The sequence below is a fragment of the Leisingera sp. JC1 genome (genome assembly GCF_001679925.1).
Taxonomy (GTDB): Bacteria; Pseudomonadota; Alphaproteobacteria; order Rhodobacterales; family Rhodobacteraceae; genus Leisingera.
In genome coordinates this window covers 1-21,622 of the sequence record NZ_LYUZ01000105.1, presented here as the reverse complement: position 1 = coordinate 21,622, position 21,622 = coordinate 1, and the positions used below count along the sequence as shown (strand labels likewise).

Sequence of the window (21,622 nt, the reverse complement as noted above, 5' to 3'; positions counted from 1 at the left end):
CCGCACCGGCCGGAACAAGGAAACAAGGGGGACAGCTGGTAGCCCGGGCGAATGGTTGAAATTCGCACGCGCCTTCAAACCTCCGTTTGAAACTGACACATCAAACTGAAAATCGACCTGGATCGGACAACTCCATGAAGTATCCTCTAAAGAGGCAAGAAAATCCTTCTATGCCCTTCACCGACTAAGCGTGTGTTTTCCCCCATGCCTAGCCCACCTTCGTCCAGATTGAGGACTTGGGGGCGACAGGCAGTACTCAAGTGAACCTTTGGTTGTCGTCCGGATGAACCGGCAGCCCCCTTTTCGTTTCTGTACCGCCCGAATCCAGGCAGAATGACGTGGCGTCGAAACGGAATTAGGCCTGACTCAGCCATTTCGACATGGCCTAAGACTGAGTGAAACATGTAGCAACTGAGACACGGTTGTTTTGGTATTACGTACGGACGCCTCTTATTTGCGTTACAGCCCTACCTGATGGTCTCAAGCTGGGAAGTTACCAGCTCTGCCCACCCTGTGGATAAGCTGTGGATGCCTTTTCTTCTCCAAATCAACACCTTACCAATCACCTTGCAACTATAGTCTGCAGGAGATCCACCAGTTGTCGGCAGAACTTCCGCGTATTCCTATCTTAGACCGCTCCAATTTTTCCTTGAGATTCGAGTGCCATGAGGTCATAGCTGTAACGAGAAAAAGCAAATATGGCCTCAACTGCCGTTTCTCCACTTCGTGGATCAGCCCGTACCGGGCAGTAACGGAACTAAGAAGGTCAAAAAACGGGCAGTAACTATGGACGCAGTATTGCACAGCAAGCTTCGAGCGGACGCCAGCAGGCTCTCGGAAGCACTCGACGCCATGTCGAAGCTGTTCCTAGCACCTAAAGAAGAGAAACACCTCAGGACGTTCTCCTCCTCAGAGGTGGCTCATCTGCTTCGGGTGAGTGACGGATACCTCCGGAAGTCTCATTTCGATGGCAAGCTACCAGAGGTCGAGCAAGGCCCTGGTAACAAACGGTCCTATACCGCAGAAGACATACTCGAAATTAGGAAGATCCTTGCGCAAAATGCCAAGGATCCGTTGCATTTTTTGCCGGGTCGGCGTGATGGTGACAAACTCCAAATCTGGTCCACAGTAAATTTTAAGGGCGGGTCCAGTAAAACGACCACTTCCGCACATCTAGTACAGCGCTTGGCCCTTCGGGGATATAGAGTCCTTGCTATCGATGCCGATCCGCAAGCTTCACTCACAACCTTCTTTGGCTACCAGCCTGAGTTAGATTTCCGGCATGGTGGGACGCTCTACGATGCCATCCGTTACAATGATGGCGAGACAAACCGCGTTCCAATCACAGAAGTCCTGCGGAAGTCCTACTTTCCCAATCTGGATTTAGTTCCTGGCGGTATCATGCTGTCTGAATTCGAAACCGAAACCCCTACGGCATTGAGTCGTGGCGAGCAACCAGTCTTCTTCAACCGAATCCGGGATGCGCTTCGCCAGGTTGAGGATGAATATGATATTGTGATGATCGATTGCCCGCCTCAGCTCGGGTATCTCACCATGTCGGCGGTCTGCGCTTCGACTTCCCTTCTCATGACCATCATTCCGGAACGGGTCGATTTGGCATCTGCCAGCCAGTTTCTGGACATGGCGTCGGGCGTCCTTGAGGTCCTCCATTCAAATGGGGGTATCGGAGCGTATGATAACTTCACTTACTTGCTGACCCGTTTCGACACCTCCATTAGTGCTCAACAAGACCTTGCGGAATGGATTAAAGAAATCCTAGGTAGCAGCGTTATCCCGACCCCGTTCGTGAAATCTTCTGCGGTCAGTGACGCAGGGCTCGCTCAAAAGACTGTTTTTGAGGTCGACTTAAGTGGTTCAAAAAACAGAAAAACATATGACCGGGCAATCGAATCCATAATCGGCGTTGCCGACGATATCGAACGCAAGATCCAGACAGCCTGGGGACGGGAGGTAGACGATGAAGCGTGATTTACTTGCCAGAAGCCTACAGCAAATGGCTGAGAAAAAACCGGCAGATAACTCTACAGCGGCATCACCTACACCTTCTAAAGAAGGTGCGCCGAAGTCGCTAAAAAACATGTCGGATGTACTGACGCAGGTTGCATCGCAATCAGCGCAGGAAATCGATGTTTCCGAGATTGCTGACTCCGAGATTGCTGACCGCTTCGATGTGCAGGACGGCCTCGATGACCTGGTCGAATCCATTCGGGACTCCGGCCAAGAGCTTCCGGTCCTCGTGCGTTACCGCCGTGGCGATGGACCGCGATACGAAGTGGTTTATGGTCGCCGCCGAATTGCCGCATGCCGCGCCCTTGGCATCAAGGTCAAGGCCTTCATCAAGGATATGGATCTCCGGGAAGCCCTGAAATCTCAAGCGCTTGAAAACTCAGCCCGCTTGCAGCGTAGCTTTATTGAGCAAGCTGTTTTTGCTGCCAAGTTAGAGCAAGCAGGTTTCACCCGGCAGGACATCTGTGAAGCATTGGTTGTCGACAAAGGCACTCTCAGCAAGCTCATCAGCGTTGTACGCGATGTTCCGGCTTCTGTGATCCGTGCAATCGGACCCGCCCGGGATTCCGGGCGCCGACCTTGGTATGAGCTGAGACGTCTGGTGACCCTCGAAAACGGTTTCGGAGAGGGCGCAATCCTCGAGATGATCCCATCAAGCTGTACTAATGCAAACGAGCGCCTCATCGCCCTGATAAAGGCGATGCAGAAGGCTGAAGCGATCCAGGGCAGCCAACCGGCTCGCCGCCCCCCCTCCCCTACTCAGAGCGGAGAGATCTCCGGAGGCGCTGTCAGCTTCAAAGCGAAGGAAGCCCGCATCACAATACAGGCCGACAAGTCCAGTAAGGCATTCATTCGGTTCCTTGAAGAAAACCTTGAAACGATTTTTTCAGAATGGACCCAAACTAGAACATAGGCGTGTTTGAAAAAGTGGAAAATGCGCTAAGTAATTGTTTTCATTAGGTTGTCCGTGGCCAACTTAATGAAAGCGAGCAGAAACACAAGGAGGCAGACAGAGCGTAAAAAGAAACCCCCCGACAGCGGTGAAGCTTATCAGAGGGTCCCTGTAACTTAGACACTTACTTGGTACCTCCAAAATCGAATCACTGCAACACCGAATTCGGTGAACGGTTTCTTTTTGCCGTCTGAAACGACATGGAAACCAAAATGACCGCGGCACCCCGTGCCGGGGCACACTTGGATTGTGCCCGAACTCAAGCAGCAGAATTCCGTCCAGTTCTGCGCAAGGATCTTTTGCTTGCACTCAAAATCGCGCGCAAACGCTTGGGCCTGACAGACACCAATGTTTCCGTCCTAGCGACGCTTCTCAGCTTCCTACCCTGCCAGGACCAAATGACCGGCGCAGAAGTTCCTGTAGCGCACGAGATGCTGCTTGTCATATTTGCGTCTAATGCCGCCATTTGCGAGCGTGCAAATGGTATGGGCGATCGGAAGCTTCGCCGAAATATCGATCGCCTCGTGGCTGCTGGTTTGGTCAGACGCAAAGACAGCGCTACTGGGAAGCGTTTCCCAATTAGGGCAAGCGGAAAGATTATTGATGCCTATGGCATCGACATTTCTCCGCTACTGTTGGCCGCGGACCGGATTATCCGCCTGGCTCGGCAGATCAAAGCGGAAGAAGAAGAGATCCGCGGCCTGCGGGCACAGGCATTGGCTCTGCGGGCAGAACTCCTTCGCCGCGCCGACACACTGGGCAAAGCCTCCATAGATGTTGTCGAAGGAGCCAAAACGATCTTACGGCGAGTAACGCTCGGAGTGGAGGGCGTCCGTGCTGTTCATCATCAGCTATTGGAAATTGCCAAGGAGGCCCCCTACCCTAATCGGTCCAGCTCACCTGATAACATTTCGAAAGCAAACCCAACGGTCGAAGAACTTCGTTCTGAGGACACGGTATCTTCTAGCCAAGTTACCAAAACTATTAGTATGTCCGGCGCAGACGGTCGAAATGTCCGCCAAGTAGAAACATACAAAATAGAAATAAAAAAAGAAACTAAAGCCAACAAACAGGATTTTGTGCGCACCGAGGATGCCTCCGACATTTGGTTCTCACTCGAAAATGTATCTACCTTCTTCCCCGACATTCCTAAATCTCTGTCACAGCTTCAAGAAACGGTTTACCTTCTTGGGAGGTTTATTGCTTTGAGTGAAAGAACTTTGGCTAAGGCCATCGCCTCGATGGGATGGACCCACCTGCTAAAAACACTCGATTACCTGATAGGCAATGCCAGTCGCATTCGTAACCCTGATGGATATTTGGCAAGGATCATTGCTGGTCATCAGACAAGACAGCTGCAACCGTAATTATTTCCTTCCTTCCAGCGATTGGTGGTGAACCAAGCATCAAAAGTGACGCAACAGTTGGCCATGGCCAACTCAGTCCGCAGTTTGGAACCTTCGATATTGTCGGGACAGAGTTTGCCGTTCTAGCCAAGATGATTTTGAAATGAAAGAACTTTGCCAACTGACCACCTCCGATAGTTCTTCAGCTCTAACCTCCAGGCATCACAACTCGATGCCGACATTTATAGCGAAGTTGGCCGTGGCCAACTTTAAGCGAGGCTCGATTGCATCTACTTGCTACAATTCGCCGTAGAGAGAAACAGAGCTGATCTTTCACTGGGTCTTAAACTAGATATCGGGCACCAGGCTGATTGGCCAAACCTCAACATCCACGTGGTCGCCGGGGCGGGCATTTTTTAGGCAGTGCCCTGGGCTCAGTTGGCGCCGGGGGCATCAGTTTCAATCTTTTGTCCAAGCCCATGTTTCTCGAATTCATCCGACGGCTGGGAAACACCGGCGAACATGACGATAACAATAATACCGGGCTCGCCAGCAGAATTCTGAACGATCTGAAACGAAAGCCGGACTGGACGTTTCTTTCACTGGCCACCTGAGAAATACAGCGGACTAGCAGAGGCCGCGGAACCGGTCCGTGGTCCTAGGCCTTTTCGTTCAGATTCAACCAATATCGCGTATAGCGGCGTTCACCGGTACGGGTGAGCGCGCTCTTTTCAACGAGGTCCTGCAGATCCCGGGTTGCCGTTGCCCGCGATGTACCGGTGATCTTGAGGTACTTCTCAGCACTCAGCCCGCCTTTGAAACCTCCGGGGCCTTCTCTGAACATCCGCGCGATTGCCTTGGCTTGCCGGCTGTTCAAATGGTCCCGGTGCCTGTCATAGAAGCGCGCCTTGCCGATGAAGAAACCGACCCGGTCAAGTGTGACCTGCTGAGCCTTCAGCACGATCTCAGCGAACCAGACAAGCCAGGCTGTTACATCAAGCGTTTTTTGGTGCACTTCGAGCTGGTCGTAATAGGCTCTCCTTTCCCTTTCTATGGTGAAGGCAAGGGCAATGAGGCTTGGTTGACCAAGGTTCTGCGCCAAAGATTTTTCGGCCAGGGCGCGGCCCAAACGGCCGTTCCCGTCTTCGAAAGGGTGAATGCTCTCGAAGTAAAGATGGCTCAGCCCGGCCCGGGTCAGGGCAGGGAGCGGCCCAGGAGCGTCCGGCCCGGTGGTATTGAACCAGCCAACATAGCGTTCCATCTCGCGCAGGACCTGACCCGAAGGCAGGGCTTCGAAATGTACTGTCGGCCGGTCAAGTCGGCCGGAGACGATTTGCATTGCTTCCGCGTGCCGCCTGTAGCCGCCGATGGCTTCAAGACGGCGGTCATGGGACAGGAGCATATTGTGCCAGCGAAACAGTGTTTCGTGAGAAAGCGGGCCTGCAAAGCTGGAATAGACGTCCACCATCATCTCGGCGACACCTTGCTCCCGCGGCTTTGCTGGGTAGCTGTCAGGCGCCAGCCCCAGATGGCGGCGCAGCGAAGACTGAACGCTGAGCCGGTCCAGAATCTCACCTTCGATGGCACTGGTTTGCATTGCCTCATCGCTAAGTAGCTCGATGCGGAGTTGCTCGCGTTCTGAGTGGCTGACATGATGCACGGCTCCGAGAATCTCGCCGGAAGACAGCAGAAATTGCCGTTCCAGTGGCTCGAGAGCCGAGGCATCATACCGAAAGCCTGGCCACCCGGGCATTTTCCAATTCCATGGCATGAGGTATAGAGATCCTTCCTATAGCTCAAATATTGTCACATTTTGATCTATAGGGGTCAATGCTATCGATCAACTGCAATCCAGCTGGGCTCGGTGCTAAGTGGACGCGGATGCAAGGCTTGTCATTTTCAAGATAAGGGAAGTCACCTTCGAATGGGGCCTTGGCTTAAGCTCGAGGCAGCGCCCGAGTAAGTCTGCACTCGATTGGAGTGCTAGCGGGTCAGTGCTCTCACTGGACTTCTTGCCCGCTAGGGGCGCTTTGCCATTTTGCATGGCCTGAAGAGATCGCGCGTAGCGAAAGACTGTTAGGCAAAACACTCAAAATCATCGTCATTGCCGTCAAGGTTTAAGCTGGTGTCTCAGAACTTGGGAAGAATGCCGCTGCTAGCACGCCTTGCTCTGCCATTGCAGGAAGGCATTGAACAGCTGCTGCTGGGTGCTGATGCCCAGTTTGGTTAGGCGTTCTTTCGGCGCGTCTTGACCGTCGGCAGGGCAATCCCGAGGGTTAGGCTGATCGACAGGCTGGAATGGCCCTTGAGGATCATCTGCACGATCTCCGCCTCCCGCGGGGAGAGGGTGCTGCGGGCAAAGTCCTGCAGCGTCCGTTCCGGTTTGGCAGCGCTGAGGTCAGGGGCCTGCCGGGACCAGAGCCGGGCGAATGCCGCCCCGAACAGCGGCAGAAAGGGGCGCAGCCGGTCCAGCAGATCATCGGGAAAACCGCCGTCTGCCGCAGGACGGGCAAAGCTGACCTCGCCCATGGCTCCGTCGGGCAGTTCTGTTAGCAGGGTGAGTTCCACCAGCCCCGCGGGCCAGCCGGGGGTGCGGTAGCCGATTTCCTCGGCGTCCTCGACCAGAATGTCCGGGGTCTCTGGCGCCGGGTTCCAATTGTCGGGTGCCAGGTCCGCCATCCGGTAGAGCCCCGGCTGCGGCCCGTCGAGCAGCGCGTTATAGACCGGGTTCAGCATGTAAGTGCTGGTAACATAGAGCTGCACCGCGTCTTTGGCGGCACCTTGCGGGTAGCTGTCATCCAGGTAGTGTGGGCGCTGGCCAGGGCGGTTCACAACGCAGAAGGCGGCGGTGAAAGGCAGAAGCGGGCGGGCGGCGGCGATCAGCCCGGCCGCGCCGCGCTGGCCGCTGATGACGCTGGCCAGCGCGCTGTTCGCAGCCGCAATGTCAGTGCCTTGAAATTCCACGTTATCCTCCCGGTCCGCCTGCCATAACACGCGGCGGGGAGGCATGCATCATCCTTGGGGATGATGGCGGCAGTGCAGGGGGGCCGCTACCCTTCGGACATAGAAGGAATTTGCCGATGACGAAAACCCCGATTGTGTTGGATGCCGAAGCCGTGGCGCAGCTGCTGCCGCAGGTCGATGTGCTGCAGGAAATGCGCGCGCTGTTTGCAGACCTGGGCCGCGGTCAGGCGGTGCAGCCTGCGCAGACATTGACGCTGTTTCCGGAAGGGCAGGGGGATTTCATCACCTATCTGGGGGCCGCTTCAGGGGCGGGCACTTTTGGCGCCAAGCTGTCGCCTTATCTGCCGCGCGAGGGTCGGCCGGTGATCACCGCCTGGACCCTGTTGATGTCGATGGAGACAGGCCAGCCGCTGATGCTGTGCGATTCCGGGCGGCTGACGAACGAACGCTCCGCGGCCACCACGGCGCTGGCGGTGGATCTGCTGGCAGGCGAGGGGTCTGCGCGGGTGGCCGTGATCGGCTCCGGCGCCGTGGCGCAGGCGCATTGGCGGCATGTGCAGGGTCTGCGCGATTGGCAGGAGGTGCGGGTCTATTCGCCCGGCCTGGGTACGGATGCGGGCAAGCAGGCCGCGTGGCGCGGGATCTGCCCGGATGCGGTGTTTGCGGCCAATGCGGAAGAGGCCGCGCGGGGGGCGGATGTGGTGATGCTTTGCACCTCTTCGGGGACACCGGTTCTGGATGCAACCGTGGTGGCGCCCGACGCGCTGGTCACCTCGATCAGCACCAATGCGGCTGAGGCGCATGAAATTGCGCCCGCCTTCCTGGCTTCAGCGCAGGTCTATTGCGACTATCGCGAGACCACGCCGGCTAGCGCCGGGGAGATGGTGCTGGCCGCGCGGGATTATGGCTGGAGTGCGGATCAGGTCCGGGGTGATCTGGCTGGGCTTGCTGCCGGAACCTGCAAGGGGCCTGAAGCTGGGCGGCCAGTGTTGTTCCGTTCCATTGGACTGGGGCTGGAGGATATCGCCATTGCGAATGCCATCTACCGCGCCGCCAGCGCTTGAGAGACAGGAGAGAGGCCCATGTATATAGACCCTTTCGGCGTCGAAACCTGGATGAACGAGTGGGAGACCAAATGTGAATGGAACCTCGCCGAGACCTGTGTTGAAAGCCTGACCATTGAGGAGCTGCTGCAGCTGGCGGGAAAAAACTCTGCTGATTTGTCCGAGCTTCTTGCGATGAAGATGACTTATGGCGCGATCGAGGGCTCGGACCGGCTGCGTAATGCCATTGCGGCTCTCTACAAGGGGCAAAGCCCGGAAAATGTGATCGTCACCCATGGCACCATCGGCGCCAACATGCTGGTGCACAAAGCGCTGGTCGAGCACGGTGACCGCGTGGTGGCGGTGGTGCCGACCTATCAGCAGCATTACTCGATCCCCGCGAGCATTGGTGCGGATGGGCATCAGCTGCGCCTGCGCGAGGAGAACGGATTTCTGCCTGACTTGGACGAGCTGCGGGCACTGGTGACGCCGGAAACGAACCTGATTGCCATCAACAACCCCAACAACCCGACCGGTGCACTGATGGACCGGGCGATGCTGGAGGAGATCGCGGCCATTGCCAGCGAGGCGGGTGCCTGGATCCTGTGTGACGAGGTTTACCGCGGTACCGATCAGGAGGGGGACGGGATGACCGCCTCAATCGCGGATATCTATGAGAAGGGGATTTCCACCGCCGGTATGTCGAAGGCATATTCGCTGGCCGGGTTGCGGCTGGGCTGGATCGCCGGGCCGAGGGAGGTGATTGAGGCGGTGGCCATTCACCGCGATTACGACACCATCTCGGTGGGCATGATCGACGATCACTTTGCCGCGCTGGCTCTGGAAAACCGCGAACAGGTGCTGGCGCGCAGCCAGCGGATCACCCGCGGCAATCTGGCGATCCTGGAGGCGTGGGTGGAACAGGAACCGCGGATCTCCTGGGTGAAGCCGCGATCCGGCACCACGGCGCTACTGAAATACGATTTGCCGATGAGCTCGCGGGAGTTCTGCGTAGCGCTGCTGAAGGAGACAGGGGTGATGTTCACGCCGGGTTCGGCATTGGGCATGGAGGGCTATGTGCGCATTGGCTATGCCAATGCGCCGGAAGTCCTGAAGCAGGGGTTGGGTCTTGTGTCCGACTTTTTGGCAGCACAGGGGTAGTCAAGAGGATGCGCGGCGGCTGAACGCCGCCGGCCCGCTGCCTTTTTGAAGCAATGTATTGTTGCGCAGGTTGGCGCAAATAAGGCTTAGGATCTTCAGATCTCAAGGTCCTCGATGGACTTGCCAGCTTTCAATGCTTCGTGAACCCAAGCCGGTTTTCGCCCGCGGCCGCTCCATGTCTGGGATGCGTCTTCTGGATTGGCGTATTTGGCCGGTGCTTTTGCGCCGGACTTTCGGCCCTTAGCGCCATGAAGCGCAATTACCTCTTCGAAGGGCACACCGTGTTTGTCGGCGATGGCCAGCATTTCAGAATAGGCGTTTTGCTTCGCTTCTTTTTCCACTTCAACTTTGCGGTCTTCAATTTCCTTGGACAGGGCATTGAGTTCAGCCGCATTCAGTCCGCTCAGATCTATTGTCATGTCTCACCTGTGTTTTCGGTTTGAATTGCTCAAAGCAGATAAAGTTATTTGTGGCAAGTGGCAGGCTTTTGACCTGGATACTAATTCAATCAGACTTTAGTCGTTGTACTCAGCTATTGATTTCAACCTCGAAGCCTTCAAGTGCGTGCAGGATTTCATCGAATTCAGGGGCTTGTCCGATGATCATTTCCTGCATTCCAGCGTAGTCCTTGCGCAATGCGGTCGTGAGTTCTTTATTTGGCATCAATCGCAGCGTGCCCGGTTTTGCATCTTGATAATTGGCCCAGGCTGCCTTGAAGAAGACCGACTTGTGATGCGCAACTTGATCCAGGAGATCAAGGCTGCTGAGCGCCCGGGACCTGGCCTCATGGCCGATAAGCTGAGCCATATCATAGTAATGGCGAGACATGCGGTCAGCGAGTGGCTTGGCGGTATCCTGATGGTAGAGCATGTGCAGGATTGTTGCCTTTTCCCAGAAGGTGCGCTCGACACCTAAAACCTTCACTTCGATCTCGCCAGTGTCCAGCAGATCCGGAAAGGCCTGGTGCAGGTATGGGGAAATCTTCCGGTCTTCGGCAGGCAGATGGACACCCCGTGCACCAAATTCGAAGCGAACCGCAGGTTTAACGTAACTATCTGACGATGCTGCGATTGATGGGTAACTGAAGAGCAGTGTTTGCGCATCACTGCGGTCAACCTGCAGTGAAAACTCCTGCTCCAAACCAGCATCAAATGCAGTTTTGATTTCATCGAGAAGATGCCCGGTGACTATTTTTCCGGCCGCATCCTGCAGTTCCTGGAGAAGCTGTTTTTGTTTTTTGCCGGATAGGTAAGTGTTTTCTGGATCCCGATCGCCGTCAAAGCCAAACTGTGTCCGGTCGAGGGACAGATCCACATCTTCGGAAAAGCGGTGGATTACGTCATAAGCTTTGAAAAGGGATGTTCCGCCTTTGAAGATCATATGATCTCCAAAGGTGGGCAGGGCGAACAACTGTTTGAGAGACCAGCAGACCCAGAAATCCTTCTCGACAATTGCCTTGGACGATCCAAGCTGCGCGGCGGTTTCCTGAAAGGCTTCGTCCCGGTTTTAAGGTGCGTCGTTGGCAAACTTCTCCATATTCTTAGGCCTGCGTGACGATCTGCTGAACGATAGGGTGCATCCAGGCGGGTACGTGCTTGCTTTGTTTGTAGAGCAGGGCCCGGTCACGGTTATTCAGCGTCTGAGCCAGTTTATCGATTACGTGGTTATCGATCCGGTCTTTCCCGACATAGCGCAGTGCCTGGAATACCGCGCCGGTCTTCTGGCCCGCTCCAACAAGGGTTTTGGAGCAAGCGTTCCGAAACTGGATCACTTGCCGCCCGATTGTCTTAGTGCGTGTTGGGCCATCGGTCAGATAAGTCGGCTTGGACGGCACCTGCGTGGAAACGCCGAGCTGGTTGGCGGCCATGGCAGGGGAGGGCTGAAGGATCTGATTGTCCTTGCGAGCGATTGCCTTTGCAATGTCATCAGCAGACGGCGACAGCAAACCGAAGCGCTGGCTTTTCTTGGGGTAGTCGTAGAGTCCCCGGGTCAGGCGGCGGATTACACCTTGGCCGGCCAGCCGCGACAAAGCCTGGTCCACGCTCGCGCGGGATCCGATATCCAGAAAATCCGTCGGCGTGAAAACTGACCCGCGGCCTTTCCCGATGATGCGTTGTTTTATCTTGGACATGATCATGGCGTATCTCCTTGTCAGAAAATAGTATAGAAATTGCTGACAATCAAGTTTTGCGGTGATGACGCTGGCAAGGCGCCAAGTTGCTGCAAGAAAACGGAAGGACCAGTTTGCCCGACTTTTGAGAAACCTGCTTTCCCTGTTTGTCTTGGGGTTCGGGTAAGCCGAACGCCGCTGCGACGGATTACTAGGGGGCTTTGCCCCCACGCGCCCGCAACCGGAAACCGCTGGGACCGTGTCCTCGGCTGCGCCTGCGGGCCGCACCACTCCCATCGGTTTCCAGTTGCAGTTGCTACCCCCCACGCTTCGCCAGCGGGTCAGGTTTTAGAGACGGCGCCCTTGCAGGGCTCTGCTCAAAACCAGAGCCAAAGGGGACCTCCCGATGGCCATCACACAAAGGAGACGTTGGGTATGAACCTGTTTACGGAAGACCAATTTGAGAAGCTGCTGCAGAACGGGGCAATCGCGGCAAAGGAGAGGGCAGGGGAGATTTCTGAGGACATGTCGCGGCAGCCAGTGGTGAAGCTTTTCACACCTTGGGGTGCCGCAACCTGGCTAATCAGCGAAATTGATCCTGAAGACAGGAATCTCGCCTTCGGCCTGTGTGATCTGGGTATGGGCTGCCCGGAACTGGGCAGCGTGTACATCCCGGAACTGATGGCAGTCCGCGGCCCCTTTGGATTGAGGATCGAACGCGACCTATACTGGACATCGTCAAAACCGCTTGTGGACTACGCACGGGAGGCGCGTCTGCACGGTGCCATTCAGGCGTAAGCCGAACCTTGGCTTGCATGGGGTAAGGGCCCGTCCTAACCGTGCTGCCAATACCCTATGAACTTTTGGGCGGCTGACTGGCCGAGGTCAGTCAGCACGCCTGCAACAATGAATTTGAGCAAAACTAGCGGCGCTGGGAGGACCCGACTTGGTCCGGTGCGCGCACATTCTTTTGAGGATTAAGCCCAATGTCTGAACTTGTGAATTCGCTGCGCCAAACCTGGCGCTCTGCTCAGCTGTATATTGGTTTCCACCGGGACCAGAAAGGCGCGCGGCGCGCAGCCCCGAAGGTGTGGCCTCCGAAGAATGCCAGTGCGAGTATTCACAATGATCCTAGCGAGCAGGAAGCCTTTGTTGTGGTTAGAAGCGCAGCAGGGGACACGGAGCAGGACGTGCAAATCAAGCTGCGCCAGGACAAGATTGTCCTGCGCCGCGATTTCCCGGATGCCTGGAACGGGGTTCTGGTGACGGAAGATTCAGTAACAGTTGCGGTGGCGGGCATTTCGATCCGGATCAGCCATGATGGATCTATCACTCGCGAAAGCAGCAGCGAGACCACCTGGGTGGAGGCAGACGGATCTGTGCTGAAGAAGACAGAGTTCGCGGAAGCCAGCATCTCCGCCGACGGGGTGGACCTGGCACGCCGCACTTCCGATAGCATCGCAGCTGTTGGCAAAGATGGCATAATCGCCAAAGCGCGGTAGAGCATTGGACCGCGCTGATCCGCGTGGCTTAGAACTGCAGGAGCGATCACACATTGGCGATTGATGTCCTGCGAGGTGACAGATATCTCAACCTCCGGTGGTGATGACACGCAAGGGGAGAGGCCTGCATGGAAAATATACTTTTCTGGAGCCTCGCGGGGGAAGTCCGGAACCCTCTCATATGCCGTGCATTCCTTAACAACCGCCGCCTCGGTGCTTGTGCCAGGTTCTATCTGATGAAGGGCCTTCAGCAAGATCCGGTGACCGAAACAAGACGCATTCAAATATTGCCGCCGCGCCCGATGTGATTGCTGAACCCCAGAAGAACCCGCCTGGTGCCATTTGACGGCCAGGGTTCCTCAGGGGTGGGCGAGCGCTGCGAGGAAAGACTGAATATTGAAAACCATAGTTATTACAAACAACAAGGGCGGCACCGGTAAGACGACTGTTGCCACACAGCTTGCTTATTCTTTGATGCTGGCGGGATACTCCGCGGTGGCAGTTGATCTCGATAGCCAGTGCAATCTCACAACTGCGCTGCCAGCTCAGCGGGTGGCCGGCAACGCGCTCGATTTGGTGGAGGCGGGGAACCCGCCTGAATTTTCGGCCGCCCCTGGCGAGCTGGTGCTAATCGAGGGGCATGCCGACATGCCGGTCGTCCGGGACGATGCCATTCTACGCAACACGGCCGGAACTTTGCGGGCGCTGAAAGGGGCAGACTTCTGTATCATCGACACACCGCCGACCTACAGCGCAACCGTCTATGGGGCGATGCTGGCAGCCGACTACATTCTTGCGCCCATTGAACTGAAGCGGTTTTCCGTAGACGGGATCAAGACCGTGCTGAAAGCTCTGGTCGAAGTCCGGGAGATCAACCCGGATGTGAAGTTCCTGGGGCTGCTGCCGTCCCGTTTTGACGCGGTGAAGGAGATGGAGCGAGAGTCCTTGCGAGTCATGGCGGCGGAGTTTCCGCAGCTCATCATTCCGCACGCGATCCGGAACCGGACAGCCTATGAAAAGGCCGAGGCGGAAGGCATGCCGGTCAGTGAAGTTTCAACCAGAAGCGGCCGCGAGGCCGCGGCCGAGTTTCAGGCCTTCTTTGAATGGTTCCTTGAAAATGTCGGGGCAGATAAATGAACGACAGCGGTTCTAACTCCCGGGTCAATAGGTCCATGCTGTCTTCTCTGAAAGAGGCCGGTGCCCTCAATGACCTGATGCGCACATCCCGGACAGCAGGGCAGGGGAGCCCACGTGATATCCCCATCGACTTAATCGGGCCGGATCCGGACCAGCCGCGCAAACATTTTGACGAGGAAAAACTGGCGTCCCTGGCGGACAGCATCAGCGTGCAAGGCGTCCTGCAGCCAATCACCGTCCAGCCGCTCAACGGCGATGGCAGGCATTTGATCATCATGGGGGAGCGGCGCTACCGCGCCGCGAAACGGGCAGGCCTGCAGTCGATCCCGGCCATAGAACGGGAAATGACCGAGGAGCTGCGCATGGCGCAGCTAACCGAGAATGTGCAGCGCGATGGCCTCACCACTTTTGAAATCGCCACTGCCGTGTCAGCCATGCGCGAAGCTGGCAAGTCCCGGAGCGACATCGCCAGCGCGCTAGGGTGGGGAGAAAGCGAAGTCTCCCGGTTTGCGGCTGTCCTTGGCATGCCTGAGCCGCTGCAGCAGCTGGCGGAACAGGATGTCCCGGTCCGGGCCTTGTCCGACCTCTATGCGCTTTGGAAGAAGAACCCGGAAGATGTGGAAGAATTTGTGCAGACTTCCGATGCGGCGGATGTTTCGCGGGTGACTGTTGCGAGATTGCGTTCCAGATTGGCCCAAGATGCCGCGGGCCCAGTCCAGGTTCCTCGCACCGTGGCGAGCGCAGCAGCCGGGTACAGAGATCAGATGGATACCCCAGAAATGCAAGTGGGCGGCGATACGGTCGCCGTCCAGCATGCATCCTTGGACAAAGTCGGAAAAGTCAAAGCGCCGGAGGTGCAAAGCACGCCTGGCGCGCAGAAGAAACAGGCGGGCAGGGGGGCAGCCATTATCTGCAAGCATGGCAATGCTATTGGCCGTCTTCTAACGGACCGGACTGCCTCGAGCCCGAAGTCCATCCTGGTGAGTTTCGAAAACGGGAGCCGGGTGGAGGAGGTTCCTTTGTCGGAGCTGGAACTGATCGAGGTCGTCGCGCTGTAAAAGCTCCAGTATGCTTTTCGAGGAAGCCCGCCGCCTGTACGTTTGCCAGGGCGGTTTCGCCCGAAGTGAATGCTGCTGAAAATCTTAGCATTGAACAACGCGCTGCCCGGAGGGTGGCGCGTTTTCGGTTTTGGGGAATGTGGTCCGGGACCACATTTACGGATCCCGTTGGGTTCCGGAGGCCCAAAATTTTTCCAATGGTCTGGCTGGAACTTTGGAATACCTGTTCCTGCCAGAGTGAAGAGGTTCGGCCATCGCGCCGCACGCCCGGCGCCAAGCGCGTGGCCCGGGACCACATTTCCTCCGGGAATGACGTCGGCAGATGGCACACCGTCAGAAGCACCTCACCGCCTTTAGGGCGGTGAGGTCCAGCCTGTCCCTAACTGAGGGTGCAACGCAAAGTGTGGTCCGGGACCACAAATCTGCTTTCCTGTAGAGCTAATGCAGGATAGGTGTATCGCCAGCAAGTACATTACCATAGATTGAAATGCCGACACAAAAGAAAGCCGCGATGGCCTATTTGCCCCCAGACCGCCATGCCCAGCTTGCAGCCGTGGCACGGGCCAAGGGGCAAACCGTTTCGGCATTTTTGGGCCAGCTCATCGATATCGTTCTGGGAGAAGAGGAGGGCCGGACAGAGCCTCAGTCGCCTTCCTCGCGGTCCCGCCGCGAGTGCAAGGTCACAGTCCGCCTGGCCTCTGATGCCCGTGACACTCTGTCAAGGGAAGCAGAGCGGGCCGGGGTCACACCGTCCACCTGGGCGGCCAATCTGCTGACCGCGCGGCTTTGCGCAGCCCCTCAGCCGACGGCGCGCGACCGCCGCCGGTTCATGTCAGGTCTGCGGCAGATACATGGCTTGGCCACAAACGTGAACCAGATCGCCTATGCGATGAACCGCGGGGTCTTCACCGGGGATAGCTATTCTCCTGCCAGGAAAGAGGTGGCGCAGCTGCGCGGTGAGGTGGCAGAGCTTCGGCAGCAGGTGCGCGACTTCGCCCGGGGGCGGCTGGCGTTTCAGCTTGGCCTTGAGGAAGAGGAGCTTGCGGATTGAGCGACTTCAAGGACACCTACGGGTTTCAGGACTGCTGGCCACCCCGGAAGGGCCGCATAGTTCGGAATGCGGCTTCCGGTTTTTTTGCTGAAGAGACTGAAAGGCGCAGCAGCCCTCAGCAGTCCAAGGCGAGCGTAAAAGCAGACCGGGCGACGTTATCTGCCCGTGGCGGGCAGACGATTTCTGCGGCTGACAAGGCGCGGCTGGCGCGGGTGGTCCAAGGCACGACGGAGGTCATGGTGAAGGTGACCAAGCCAGCCAAAACTGACAAGCACGGGAACCCGATCAAGGTCACGCGGGGAACCGAGGCGAGGCGCGTTGCGGAGCACATCAACTACATCAGCCGGAGCGGCAAGCTGGAGGTAGAGACTTCCGCTGGCGAGGTGCTGAAGGGCAAGCAGGCTACTACAGAGCTATACCGGGACTGGATCGAGAAGCATGACGATGCGCGGGCCGCGGGCATGGCGTCGGACCGCACAAGGATCACCACGAGCATTCTTTTTTCAATGCCAGGTAATACAAATGCCACCGGTGTAAGGGATGCGGTGCGGGCGCTGGCGGAACAGGAATTCGGCGGCCGCCACGACTACGCCATGGCGCTCCACACGGACACCCCGCATCCGCATGTGCACCTGACAGTGCGCACGGTTGGACATGACGGAGTGAAACTCAACTTGCGCAAAGCTGATCTGCAGCACCTGCGCGATACCTTTGCAGAGAAGCTGCGCCAGCGCGGCATCGAGGCGGAATCCACCCCGCGGCATGCCCGGGGCAAGACCCGTCGGGGCGAAAGCACACCGGTTTACAAGATCCGCCAGCGCGGCGGGAAACCCTATATCGATGCGAAAAAGCGCAATGAGGTGCGCCGGGATCTGGAGCGCAACAACGGCGTGCTTCCAACCCATGCCTGGGACGCGGCAATTGCTGATCGCCGGAACAGGGTCATGCGGACCTATACGGGAGCAGTCCGGATACTGGCGCAATCCGATGATCCCGCGGACCGGGACCTGGCACAGGAGACAGAGCGCTTTACCTCCCGGCTGACAGAGGTGGCCACGCAGCGGACGGAGATCGCCAGATCACTGGAAATGCCGCAATCGCATGGCCGTACTGGCGGTACAACCGGACACCGCGGTGCGGAGCAATCCCCGAAGCCAGGGCGAGGGGAAGAAGACCGCTCACGGCCGGGCAGGGGGCGTGAACGGTAAGGCCCCCCAGCAAAGGTGGCTGGAGTTATGCGCAGGGGTACGGCCGGATCAGTCACTCTAAGAAAACGGCTTGCAGCCGTTGTGATGGCGGAGAACCAATAGTCTCGACGATGGCGGCTGTCAGTCCTTTCCAGTCTAAACACTAGGCATTTCTGACACACACCGGACTTTCAATGCCGGAATTTCGATGGGCGAGATGCGGGACATAGTGTGAGTTCGCTGCACATGCTCCAATGGCAGCTATCGATTGTTCACCTGTTTTGCGGCGCTTTAGACAACCAATTGACAAATGCCGCTGTGGTCGGGCGGCTGGCATTTCGGTCGGTCGATATCGCATAGTAACCCGCACCTGAAAGCGCTGACGGTCCGCAAGCGATGAGTTCACCCGTTTCGAGATCTCTCTCCACTAAAACGGACGGTAGTAAACCGACACCGTGCCCGACCCGTACAGCTTCCCGCACCATGAAGTAATGTTCGAAGACAAGAGCCGGTCTGGAAAGGTTAATCTCAACGCCAGTTTCATCAATGTAGGCCTGCCATGCGCCGGTTCTTGTCGAATGACCCAAGCGCTCCTTGACATCAAATCCCGGCGATCTGACGGCGATCATCGCTTCGTCGAAGAGTTTGGTTGCAACAAGGGATCGCCACCCGCCTCGTCCACGCGTCACAACGACATCCAGCGATGACGGATCCCACGTGACCGGGTCTTTGTGATCGTCTCGAAAATCCGCATCTATTGTCTCAATTCGAACCTGAAGGTAGGGGTGTTCAGCACAAAAGACGGACAAGCGCGGTATCAGCCAACAGCTCGCAAGAGACGGCAGCACGCCCACTGTCAAGGTGCCGGTTAGGCCTGCCTCCGATTGATGCCGGGCATTTTCGAGCAAATCAAGCGATGCGCGCGCCGCATCAGCCAAACGCGCCCCGTCTTTCGTCAACGTGATCGAACGCCCGCGCCGGGAAAACAGAACGACGCCAAGATCACGCTCTAACCCTTGGATGCGGCGCGACAACGCGCTTTGGGTCAGGCCGAACTCTCGGGCAGCTTTAGTGAAACTGTTGTGGCGCACTGCAGCTTCCAGAACAGGCAGCGCCCCAAAAATCGCCAGTTTGCGGTCGTCATTTTGCATGCATTTGGCTCATGTACTCTTGCGCTTTATTTTCGGTTTGATGCGTGAAAGGGCAGATAAAGAAATTGTCGCCAAGCCGAAAGGATAAACACATGCACCCGTTTCATCTTGCGTTCCCCGTCACTGATCTTGAGGAAACACGGCGCTTTTTTATCGAAAAGCTCGGTTGCGCCCCAGGACGAGAGAGTGTCGGTGAATGGCTCGATTTCGATTTTTTCGGGCACCAGATGTCAGCCCACTTGCAGTCGTCAGACACGGCAACCGGCATGGGGGCTGTTGATGGGGATGCCGTGCCGATCCCGCATTTTGGGGTCGTTTTGGACATGGAAACATTCGACGCGCTTTCTGCCAGGCTGGAGGCAGACGCTTTAACCAATTGGATCATGCGTCCAAAGCGCCGGATGATCGGAGAGCCGGGTGAGCAAGCGACCCTGTTTGTGCGCGACCCATCGGGAAACGGGATTGAATTCAAAGCCTTCGCAAACCGCGCGGCCTTGTTTGCGCATTAAGGAGAGCATCATGCAGGTATTACACACACCGGCATCCAAAGCCGCCCGAGACGAAGATAGTTTGACCGTTGGGGTCGCCCAGATTGCGCCTGTATGGCTGGACAGGTCAGCAACATTGGCAAAGGTCGAAGCGGCAATAGAACTTGCTGCAGCACAGGCCTGCAGTTTGGTCACTTTTGGTGAAGCGCTTGTGCCCGGGTATCCGTTCTGGATTGAACGCACGGATGGTGCCCGCTTTAATGATCCGCGCCAAAAACACCACTACGCACGCTATGTCGACCAAGGCGTGGTCATCGAACGGGGTGACTTGGACGGAGTCGCCCAGCTTGCCCGCGACCACAAAATCGCTGTCTATCTTGGTGTGATGGAACGCGCTCCGGATCGTGGCGGGCACAGTCTCTACTGTACGCTGGTTTTCATTGACGCGGCTGGCGTGATCCAGTCAGTCCACCGCAAACTGCATCCGACATACGAAGAACGCCTCGCCTGGGCGCAAGGAGATGGGCATGGTTTGCGGGTTCATGATCTTGGCCCGTTTCGTGTTGGGGGGCTGAACTGCTACGAAAACTGGTTGCCGTTGGCGCGGTCTGCTCTCTATGCGCAGGGCGAAAGCCTGCATGTCTCGGTCTGGCCGGGCGGGTTGCACAACACCCAGGACCTGCCCGCGTTCATTGCCAAAGAGAGCCGCAGCTATGTGATCGCCTGTTCGGGTTTGATGCGCGCGCAGGACTTCCCTGAAGACACGCCCGACCTTGAGGTCATTTTGTCTGACGGTGCCGAGATCGTCTCAAACGGCGGGTCAACGATTGTGGCTCCCGATGGGACGTTTATGATTGACCCTGTGCTGAATGAGGAGGCGTTGATTGTCGCGCAGCTCGACGCAGGCGTTGTCCGAGGCGAGCGCCAAAATCTGGATCAAGCAGGGCATTACGCGCGTCCCGATGTGTTGCGCCTCAAGGTGAACAGGAAACGCCAAGGGCAGGCTGACTTCCAAGACTAGTGCTTAGCAGAAATCACCGAAGCCGCCGTTCAGACACTTTGCAGCATCGGTGACTCTTGGGCTCATTCAGTGAGTTCGCCGCGCAGTGCATGAATGGCCACTGTTGTTAACGAAAACGCTGCCCGGAAGGTGGCGCGTTTACAGTTTGGGGAATGTGGTCCGGGACCACACAGAAAGGGCCTGCGGAACAATCAGTTTTGACCAATCGCTGTTTTTACCAATGCGGCGGCGGCGGCAGTCAGGGTCGTCCTCCACGTGCAACGGGCCGTACTGCGGGGTGTGGTCCGGGACCACAAAGGCGCTTTCCTAAATCACATCAATAGCCGCAAGGCTCAAGCTTAGGCGCAAATTTGCCCCATAGACGCAAGCAATCTTGCGCGTTGAGGGGCGGCACAAGGACCGATCAGTTGGGAACAATTCTTGAAGACCAAGGATGAGGCCGACAAGACTTCACCCCTGGAATCCGTTATTATCCAGCGGTGCGGCCGACCTCGGAGCGAAGCGTGACGCGCCGGCAGAAAGCGTCACCGGGCAGCCAATACAGTCCTTGCTGGTTTGAGGCGGCCGCACACCTGATGGCGTGTTTGTTGCCACACCATCTGCACGCCGCATGTGACATCTCCGGGTGATTGTAACAGGATCACCGGTGTTGTCCGAGGGCCTCTTCACGCTGCCGTTCCTCTAGGTCACCTTGGCCTCGCTGCTGAACCTTTGCCTGCCGCACCTCAGCGCTCGTCTGCTGGCCAGCCTTGGCCAGTTTCTCCGCTTCGGCTTCCTGTTCCCTGGTGACATTGGGAAGTTTTTGCAGGTCGAAGGTCTTCCCGGCCCGCAGGCTTTCAGCAAGGTTGCCCGCCAAATTGGACAGGGCCGTTTCCCGTTCTTCTTCGGGCACTCCGGCGTGGCGCAGTGCGGCATCTGTCTTTGCAACGATGCTGGCGGCTCCTTTCACCTGCTCGTCGCCCGGCTCGAAGTGGCGTATGCGGTCCTCCAGGCGATCGGTGGCAGGCTGCTGTTCCCGTTCCTTGTCCGGGATTCCACTGGCCTCCGGGTTTGACTGCTGGGCTGCAGGACCAACCGGTACGGCTGGCGCCGGATCCGTAAGCTGCGGCTCGTTCATTTTGACCGCGGCTTCAGCGGGTTTCCGGCTCTTTACCTCCGCACGTTCGATGTCTTCTGTAAATGCTGGATTGAATTTCCCCGGAAGTGCTGGCGCAAATTTCCCCACCTCGCGGGTTCGGCGATCAGCCGCGATGGTGATCGGCACCTCCGTTTTTTGGTGGCCGGCCGCGCCGTTTCGGCGGGAGCGGCGGTGCAATGTTGGCATGGGCGCGGGTGTGCTCGGGGATCAGGTCAGCATGTTTGCGCAACCGGTAGCTGGCGCCCTCGATCTGGACCACAACGGCATGGTGCAACAGTCGGTCCA

General features: G+C 57.3%; 21 protein-coding genes and 1 pseudogene. 14 read left to right on the top strand and 8 right to left on the bottom strand.

The window, feature by feature from the left end; translation table 11 throughout:
- Positions 1-786: 786 nt before the first annotated feature.
- The 4 genes from repA (at position 787) to A9D60_RS26165 (ending at position 4,940) form a co-directional block, all read left to right on the top strand.
- Entirely contained in the window at positions 787-1,989 is a 1,203-nt protein-coding gene (repA, locus tag A9D60_RS17275; protein ID WP_065268738.1) for a plasmid partitioning protein RepA, read from the top strand.
- Positions 1,979-2,941 (top strand): plasmid partitioning protein RepB, encoded by a 963-nt coding sequence (repB, locus tag A9D60_RS17270; protein WP_065268737.1) that lies wholly within the window; start codon positions 1,979-1,981, stop codon positions 2,939-2,941. Before repA ends, repB begins: the two co-directional genes overlap by 11 nt.
- 251 nt (positions 2,942-3,192) lie before the next feature.
- On the top strand, positions 3,193-4,347 hold the full coding sequence (locus tag A9D60_RS17265) for a helix-turn-helix domain-containing protein (protein WP_217492067.1): 1,155 nt from the start codon (positions 3,193-3,195) through the stop codon (positions 4,345-4,347).
- A gap of 350 nt (positions 4,348-4,697) precedes the next feature.
- Positions 4,698-4,940, top strand: coding sequence for a hypothetical protein (locus A9D60_RS26165; protein WP_141117951.1), 243 nt, complete (start codon positions 4,698-4,700; stop codon positions 4,938-4,940).
- A 44-nt stretch (positions 4,941-4,984) separates the two neighbouring features.
- Here A9D60_RS26165 and A9D60_RS17260 read toward each other — a convergent pair whose 3' ends face one another.
- Entirely contained in the window at positions 4,985-6,097 is a 1,113-nt protein-coding gene (locus A9D60_RS17260; RefSeq protein WP_065268735.1) for a Fic family protein, read from the bottom strand.
- A 455-nt stretch (positions 6,098-6,552) separates the two neighbouring features.
- Positions 6,553-7,290: a helix-turn-helix transcriptional regulator gene (locus tag A9D60_RS17255; protein WP_254656720.1), complete on the bottom strand. Its 738-nt coding sequence runs from the start codon at positions 7,288-7,290 to the stop codon at positions 6,553-6,555.
- 116 nt (positions 7,291-7,406) lie between these two features.
- On the opposite strand from A9D60_RS17255, the gene A9D60_RS17250 reads away from it, so the two are divergent.
- A complete protein-coding gene (locus tag A9D60_RS17250; protein ID WP_065268734.1) occupies positions 7,407-8,354 on the top strand; it encodes an ornithine cyclodeaminase family protein in 948 nt (315 codons plus the stop codon).
- Positions 8,355-8,372: 18 nt separating this feature from the next.
- Entirely contained in the window at positions 8,373-9,494 is a 1,122-nt protein-coding gene (locus A9D60_RS17245) for an aminotransferase (RefSeq protein ID WP_065268733.1), read from the top strand.
- A gap of 95 nt (positions 9,495-9,589) precedes the next feature.
- Here A9D60_RS17245 and A9D60_RS17240 read toward each other — a convergent pair whose 3' ends face one another.
- The 3 genes from A9D60_RS17240 to A9D60_RS17230 form a co-directional block, all read right to left on the bottom strand.
- Positions 9,590-9,913 (bottom strand): H-NS histone family protein, encoded by a 324-nt coding sequence (locus tag A9D60_RS17240; RefSeq protein WP_065268732.1) that lies wholly within the window; start codon positions 9,911-9,913, stop codon positions 9,590-9,592.
- Positions 9,914-10,022: 109 nt separating this feature from the next.
- Positions 10,023-10,904: a nucleotidyl transferase AbiEii/AbiGii toxin family protein gene (locus A9D60_RS17235; RefSeq protein WP_302621850.1), complete on the bottom strand. Its 882-nt coding sequence runs from the start codon at positions 10,902-10,904 to the stop codon at positions 10,023-10,025.
- Positions 10,905-11,034: 130 nt separating this feature from the next.
- A complete protein-coding gene (locus A9D60_RS17230) occupies positions 11,035-11,631 on the bottom strand; it encodes a DUF6088 family protein (RefSeq protein WP_141117950.1) in 597 nt (198 codons plus the stop codon).
- A gap of 408 nt (positions 11,632-12,039) precedes the next feature.
- On the opposite strand from A9D60_RS17230, the gene A9D60_RS17225 reads away from it, so the two are divergent.
- The 6 genes from A9D60_RS17225 to A9D60_RS17200 all read left to right on the top strand — a co-directional run bounded on the left by A9D60_RS17225 (position 12,040) and on the right by A9D60_RS17200 (position 17,560).
- Positions 12,040-12,402 (top strand): DUF2958 domain-containing protein, encoded by a 363-nt coding sequence (locus tag A9D60_RS17225; protein WP_065268731.1) that lies wholly within the window; start codon positions 12,040-12,042, stop codon positions 12,400-12,402.
- A gap of 188 nt (positions 12,403-12,590) precedes the next feature.
- Entirely contained in the window at positions 12,591-13,106 is a 516-nt protein-coding gene (locus tag A9D60_RS17220) for a hypothetical protein (protein ID WP_065268730.1), read from the top strand.
- Between the two features lie 396 nt (positions 13,107-13,502).
- The gene (locus A9D60_RS17215) at positions 13,503-14,243 is read left to right on the top strand and encodes a ParA family protein (RefSeq protein WP_065268729.1); all 741 of its coding nucleotides are present in this window, start codon (positions 13,503-13,505) and stop codon (positions 14,241-14,243) included.
- Positions 14,240-15,301, top strand: a complete 1,062-nt coding sequence (locus A9D60_RS17210) for a ParB/RepB/Spo0J family partition protein (RefSeq protein WP_065268728.1) — start codon at positions 14,240-14,242, stop codon at positions 15,299-15,301. Before A9D60_RS17215 ends, A9D60_RS17210 begins: the two co-directional genes overlap by 4 nt.
- A 511-nt stretch (positions 15,302-15,812) precedes the next feature.
- Positions 15,813-16,352, top strand: a complete 540-nt coding sequence (gene mobC, locus A9D60_RS17205) for a plasmid mobilization relaxosome protein MobC (protein ID WP_065268727.1) — start codon at positions 15,813-15,815, stop codon at positions 16,350-16,352.
- A 239-nt stretch (positions 16,353-16,591) separates the two neighbouring features.
- The gene (locus A9D60_RS17200) at positions 16,592-17,560 is read left to right on the top strand and encodes a relaxase/mobilization nuclease domain-containing protein (protein WP_441295061.1); all 969 of its coding nucleotides are present in this window, start codon (positions 16,592-16,594) and stop codon (positions 17,558-17,560) included.
- Positions 17,561-17,811: 251 nt separating this feature from the next.
- On the opposite strand, the gene A9D60_RS17195 is transcribed toward A9D60_RS17200, so the two are convergent.
- Positions 17,812-18,690 carry a LysR substrate-binding domain-containing protein gene (locus tag A9D60_RS17195; protein WP_065268726.1) on the bottom strand — a complete coding sequence of 293 codons (879 nt, stop codon included), beginning with the start codon at positions 18,688-18,690 and terminating at the stop codon, positions 17,812-17,814.
- A 92-nt stretch (positions 18,691-18,782) separates the two neighbouring features.
- Between A9D60_RS17195 and A9D60_RS17190 the strand changes: the two genes are divergently transcribed.
- Together A9D60_RS17190 and A9D60_RS17185 are read left to right on the top strand one after the other, a co-directional pair.
- On the top strand, positions 18,783-19,199 hold the full coding sequence (locus A9D60_RS17190) for a VOC family protein (RefSeq protein WP_065268725.1): 417 nt from the start codon (positions 18,783-18,785) through the stop codon (positions 19,197-19,199).
- 10 nt (positions 19,200-19,209) lie between these two features.
- On the top strand, positions 19,210-20,199 hold the full coding sequence (locus tag A9D60_RS17185; protein ID WP_065268724.1) for a carbon-nitrogen hydrolase family protein: 990 nt from the start codon (positions 19,210-19,212) through the stop codon (positions 20,197-20,199).
- 640 nt (positions 20,200-20,839) lie between these two features.
- Here A9D60_RS17185 and A9D60_RS17180 read toward each other — a convergent pair.
- Both A9D60_RS17180 and A9D60_RS26880 read right to left on the bottom strand, forming a co-directional pair.
- Positions 20,840-21,463, bottom strand: a complete 624-nt coding sequence (locus tag A9D60_RS17180; RefSeq protein ID WP_083194242.1) for a hypothetical protein — start codon at positions 21,461-21,463, stop codon at positions 20,840-20,842.
- Positions 21,441-21,622, bottom strand: a pseudogene (locus A9D60_RS26880) (AAA family ATPase); the annotation flags it as partial. The gene A9D60_RS17180 and the pseudogene A9D60_RS26880, both read right to left, overlap by 23 nt.

Coding starts and splice junctions, on each gene's coding strand:
- repA (WP_065268738.1), top strand. CDS start 787: ATGGACGCAGTATTGCACAGCAAGCTTCGAGCGGACGCCAGCAGGCTC.
- repB (WP_065268737.1), top strand. CDS start 1,979: ATGAAGCGTGATTTACTTGCCAGAAGCCTACAGCAAATGGCTGAGAAA.
- A9D60_RS17265 (WP_217492067.1), top strand. CDS start 3,193: ATGACCGCGGCACCCCGTGCCGGGGCACACTTGGATTGTGCCCGAACT.
- A9D60_RS17260 (WP_065268735.1), bottom strand. CDS start 6,097: ATGCCATGGAATTGGAAAATGCCCGGGTGGCCAGGCTTTCGGTATGAT.
- A9D60_RS17250 (WP_065268734.1), top strand. CDS start 7,407: ATGACGAAAACCCCGATTGTGTTGGATGCCGAAGCCGTGGCGCAGCTG.
- A9D60_RS17245 (WP_065268733.1), top strand. CDS start 8,373: ATGTATATAGACCCTTTCGGCGTCGAAACCTGGATGAACGAGTGGGAG.
- A9D60_RS17240 (WP_065268732.1), bottom strand. CDS start 9,913: ATGACAATAGATCTGAGCGGACTGAATGCGGCTGAACTCAATGCCCTG.
- A9D60_RS17230 (WP_141117950.1), bottom strand. CDS start 11,631: ATGATCATGTCCAAGATAAAACAACGCATCATCGGGAAAGGCCGCGGG.
- A9D60_RS17225 (WP_065268731.1), top strand. CDS start 12,040: ATGAACCTGTTTACGGAAGACCAATTTGAGAAGCTGCTGCAGAACGGG.
- A9D60_RS17220 (WP_065268730.1), top strand. CDS start 12,591: ATGTCTGAACTTGTGAATTCGCTGCGCCAAACCTGGCGCTCTGCTCAG.
- A9D60_RS17210 (WP_065268728.1), top strand. CDS start 14,240: ATGAACGACAGCGGTTCTAACTCCCGGGTCAATAGGTCCATGCTGTCT.
- mobC (WP_065268727.1), top strand. CDS start 15,813: ATGGCCTATTTGCCCCCAGACCGCCATGCCCAGCTTGCAGCCGTGGCA.
- A9D60_RS17195 (WP_065268726.1), bottom strand. CDS start 18,690: ATGCAAAATGACGACCGCAAACTGGCGATTTTTGGGGCGCTGCCTGTT.
- A9D60_RS17190 (WP_065268725.1), top strand. CDS start 18,783: ATGCACCCGTTTCATCTTGCGTTCCCCGTCACTGATCTTGAGGAAACA.
- A9D60_RS17185 (WP_065268724.1), top strand. CDS start 19,210: ATGCAGGTATTACACACACCGGCATCCAAAGCCGCCCGAGACGAAGAT.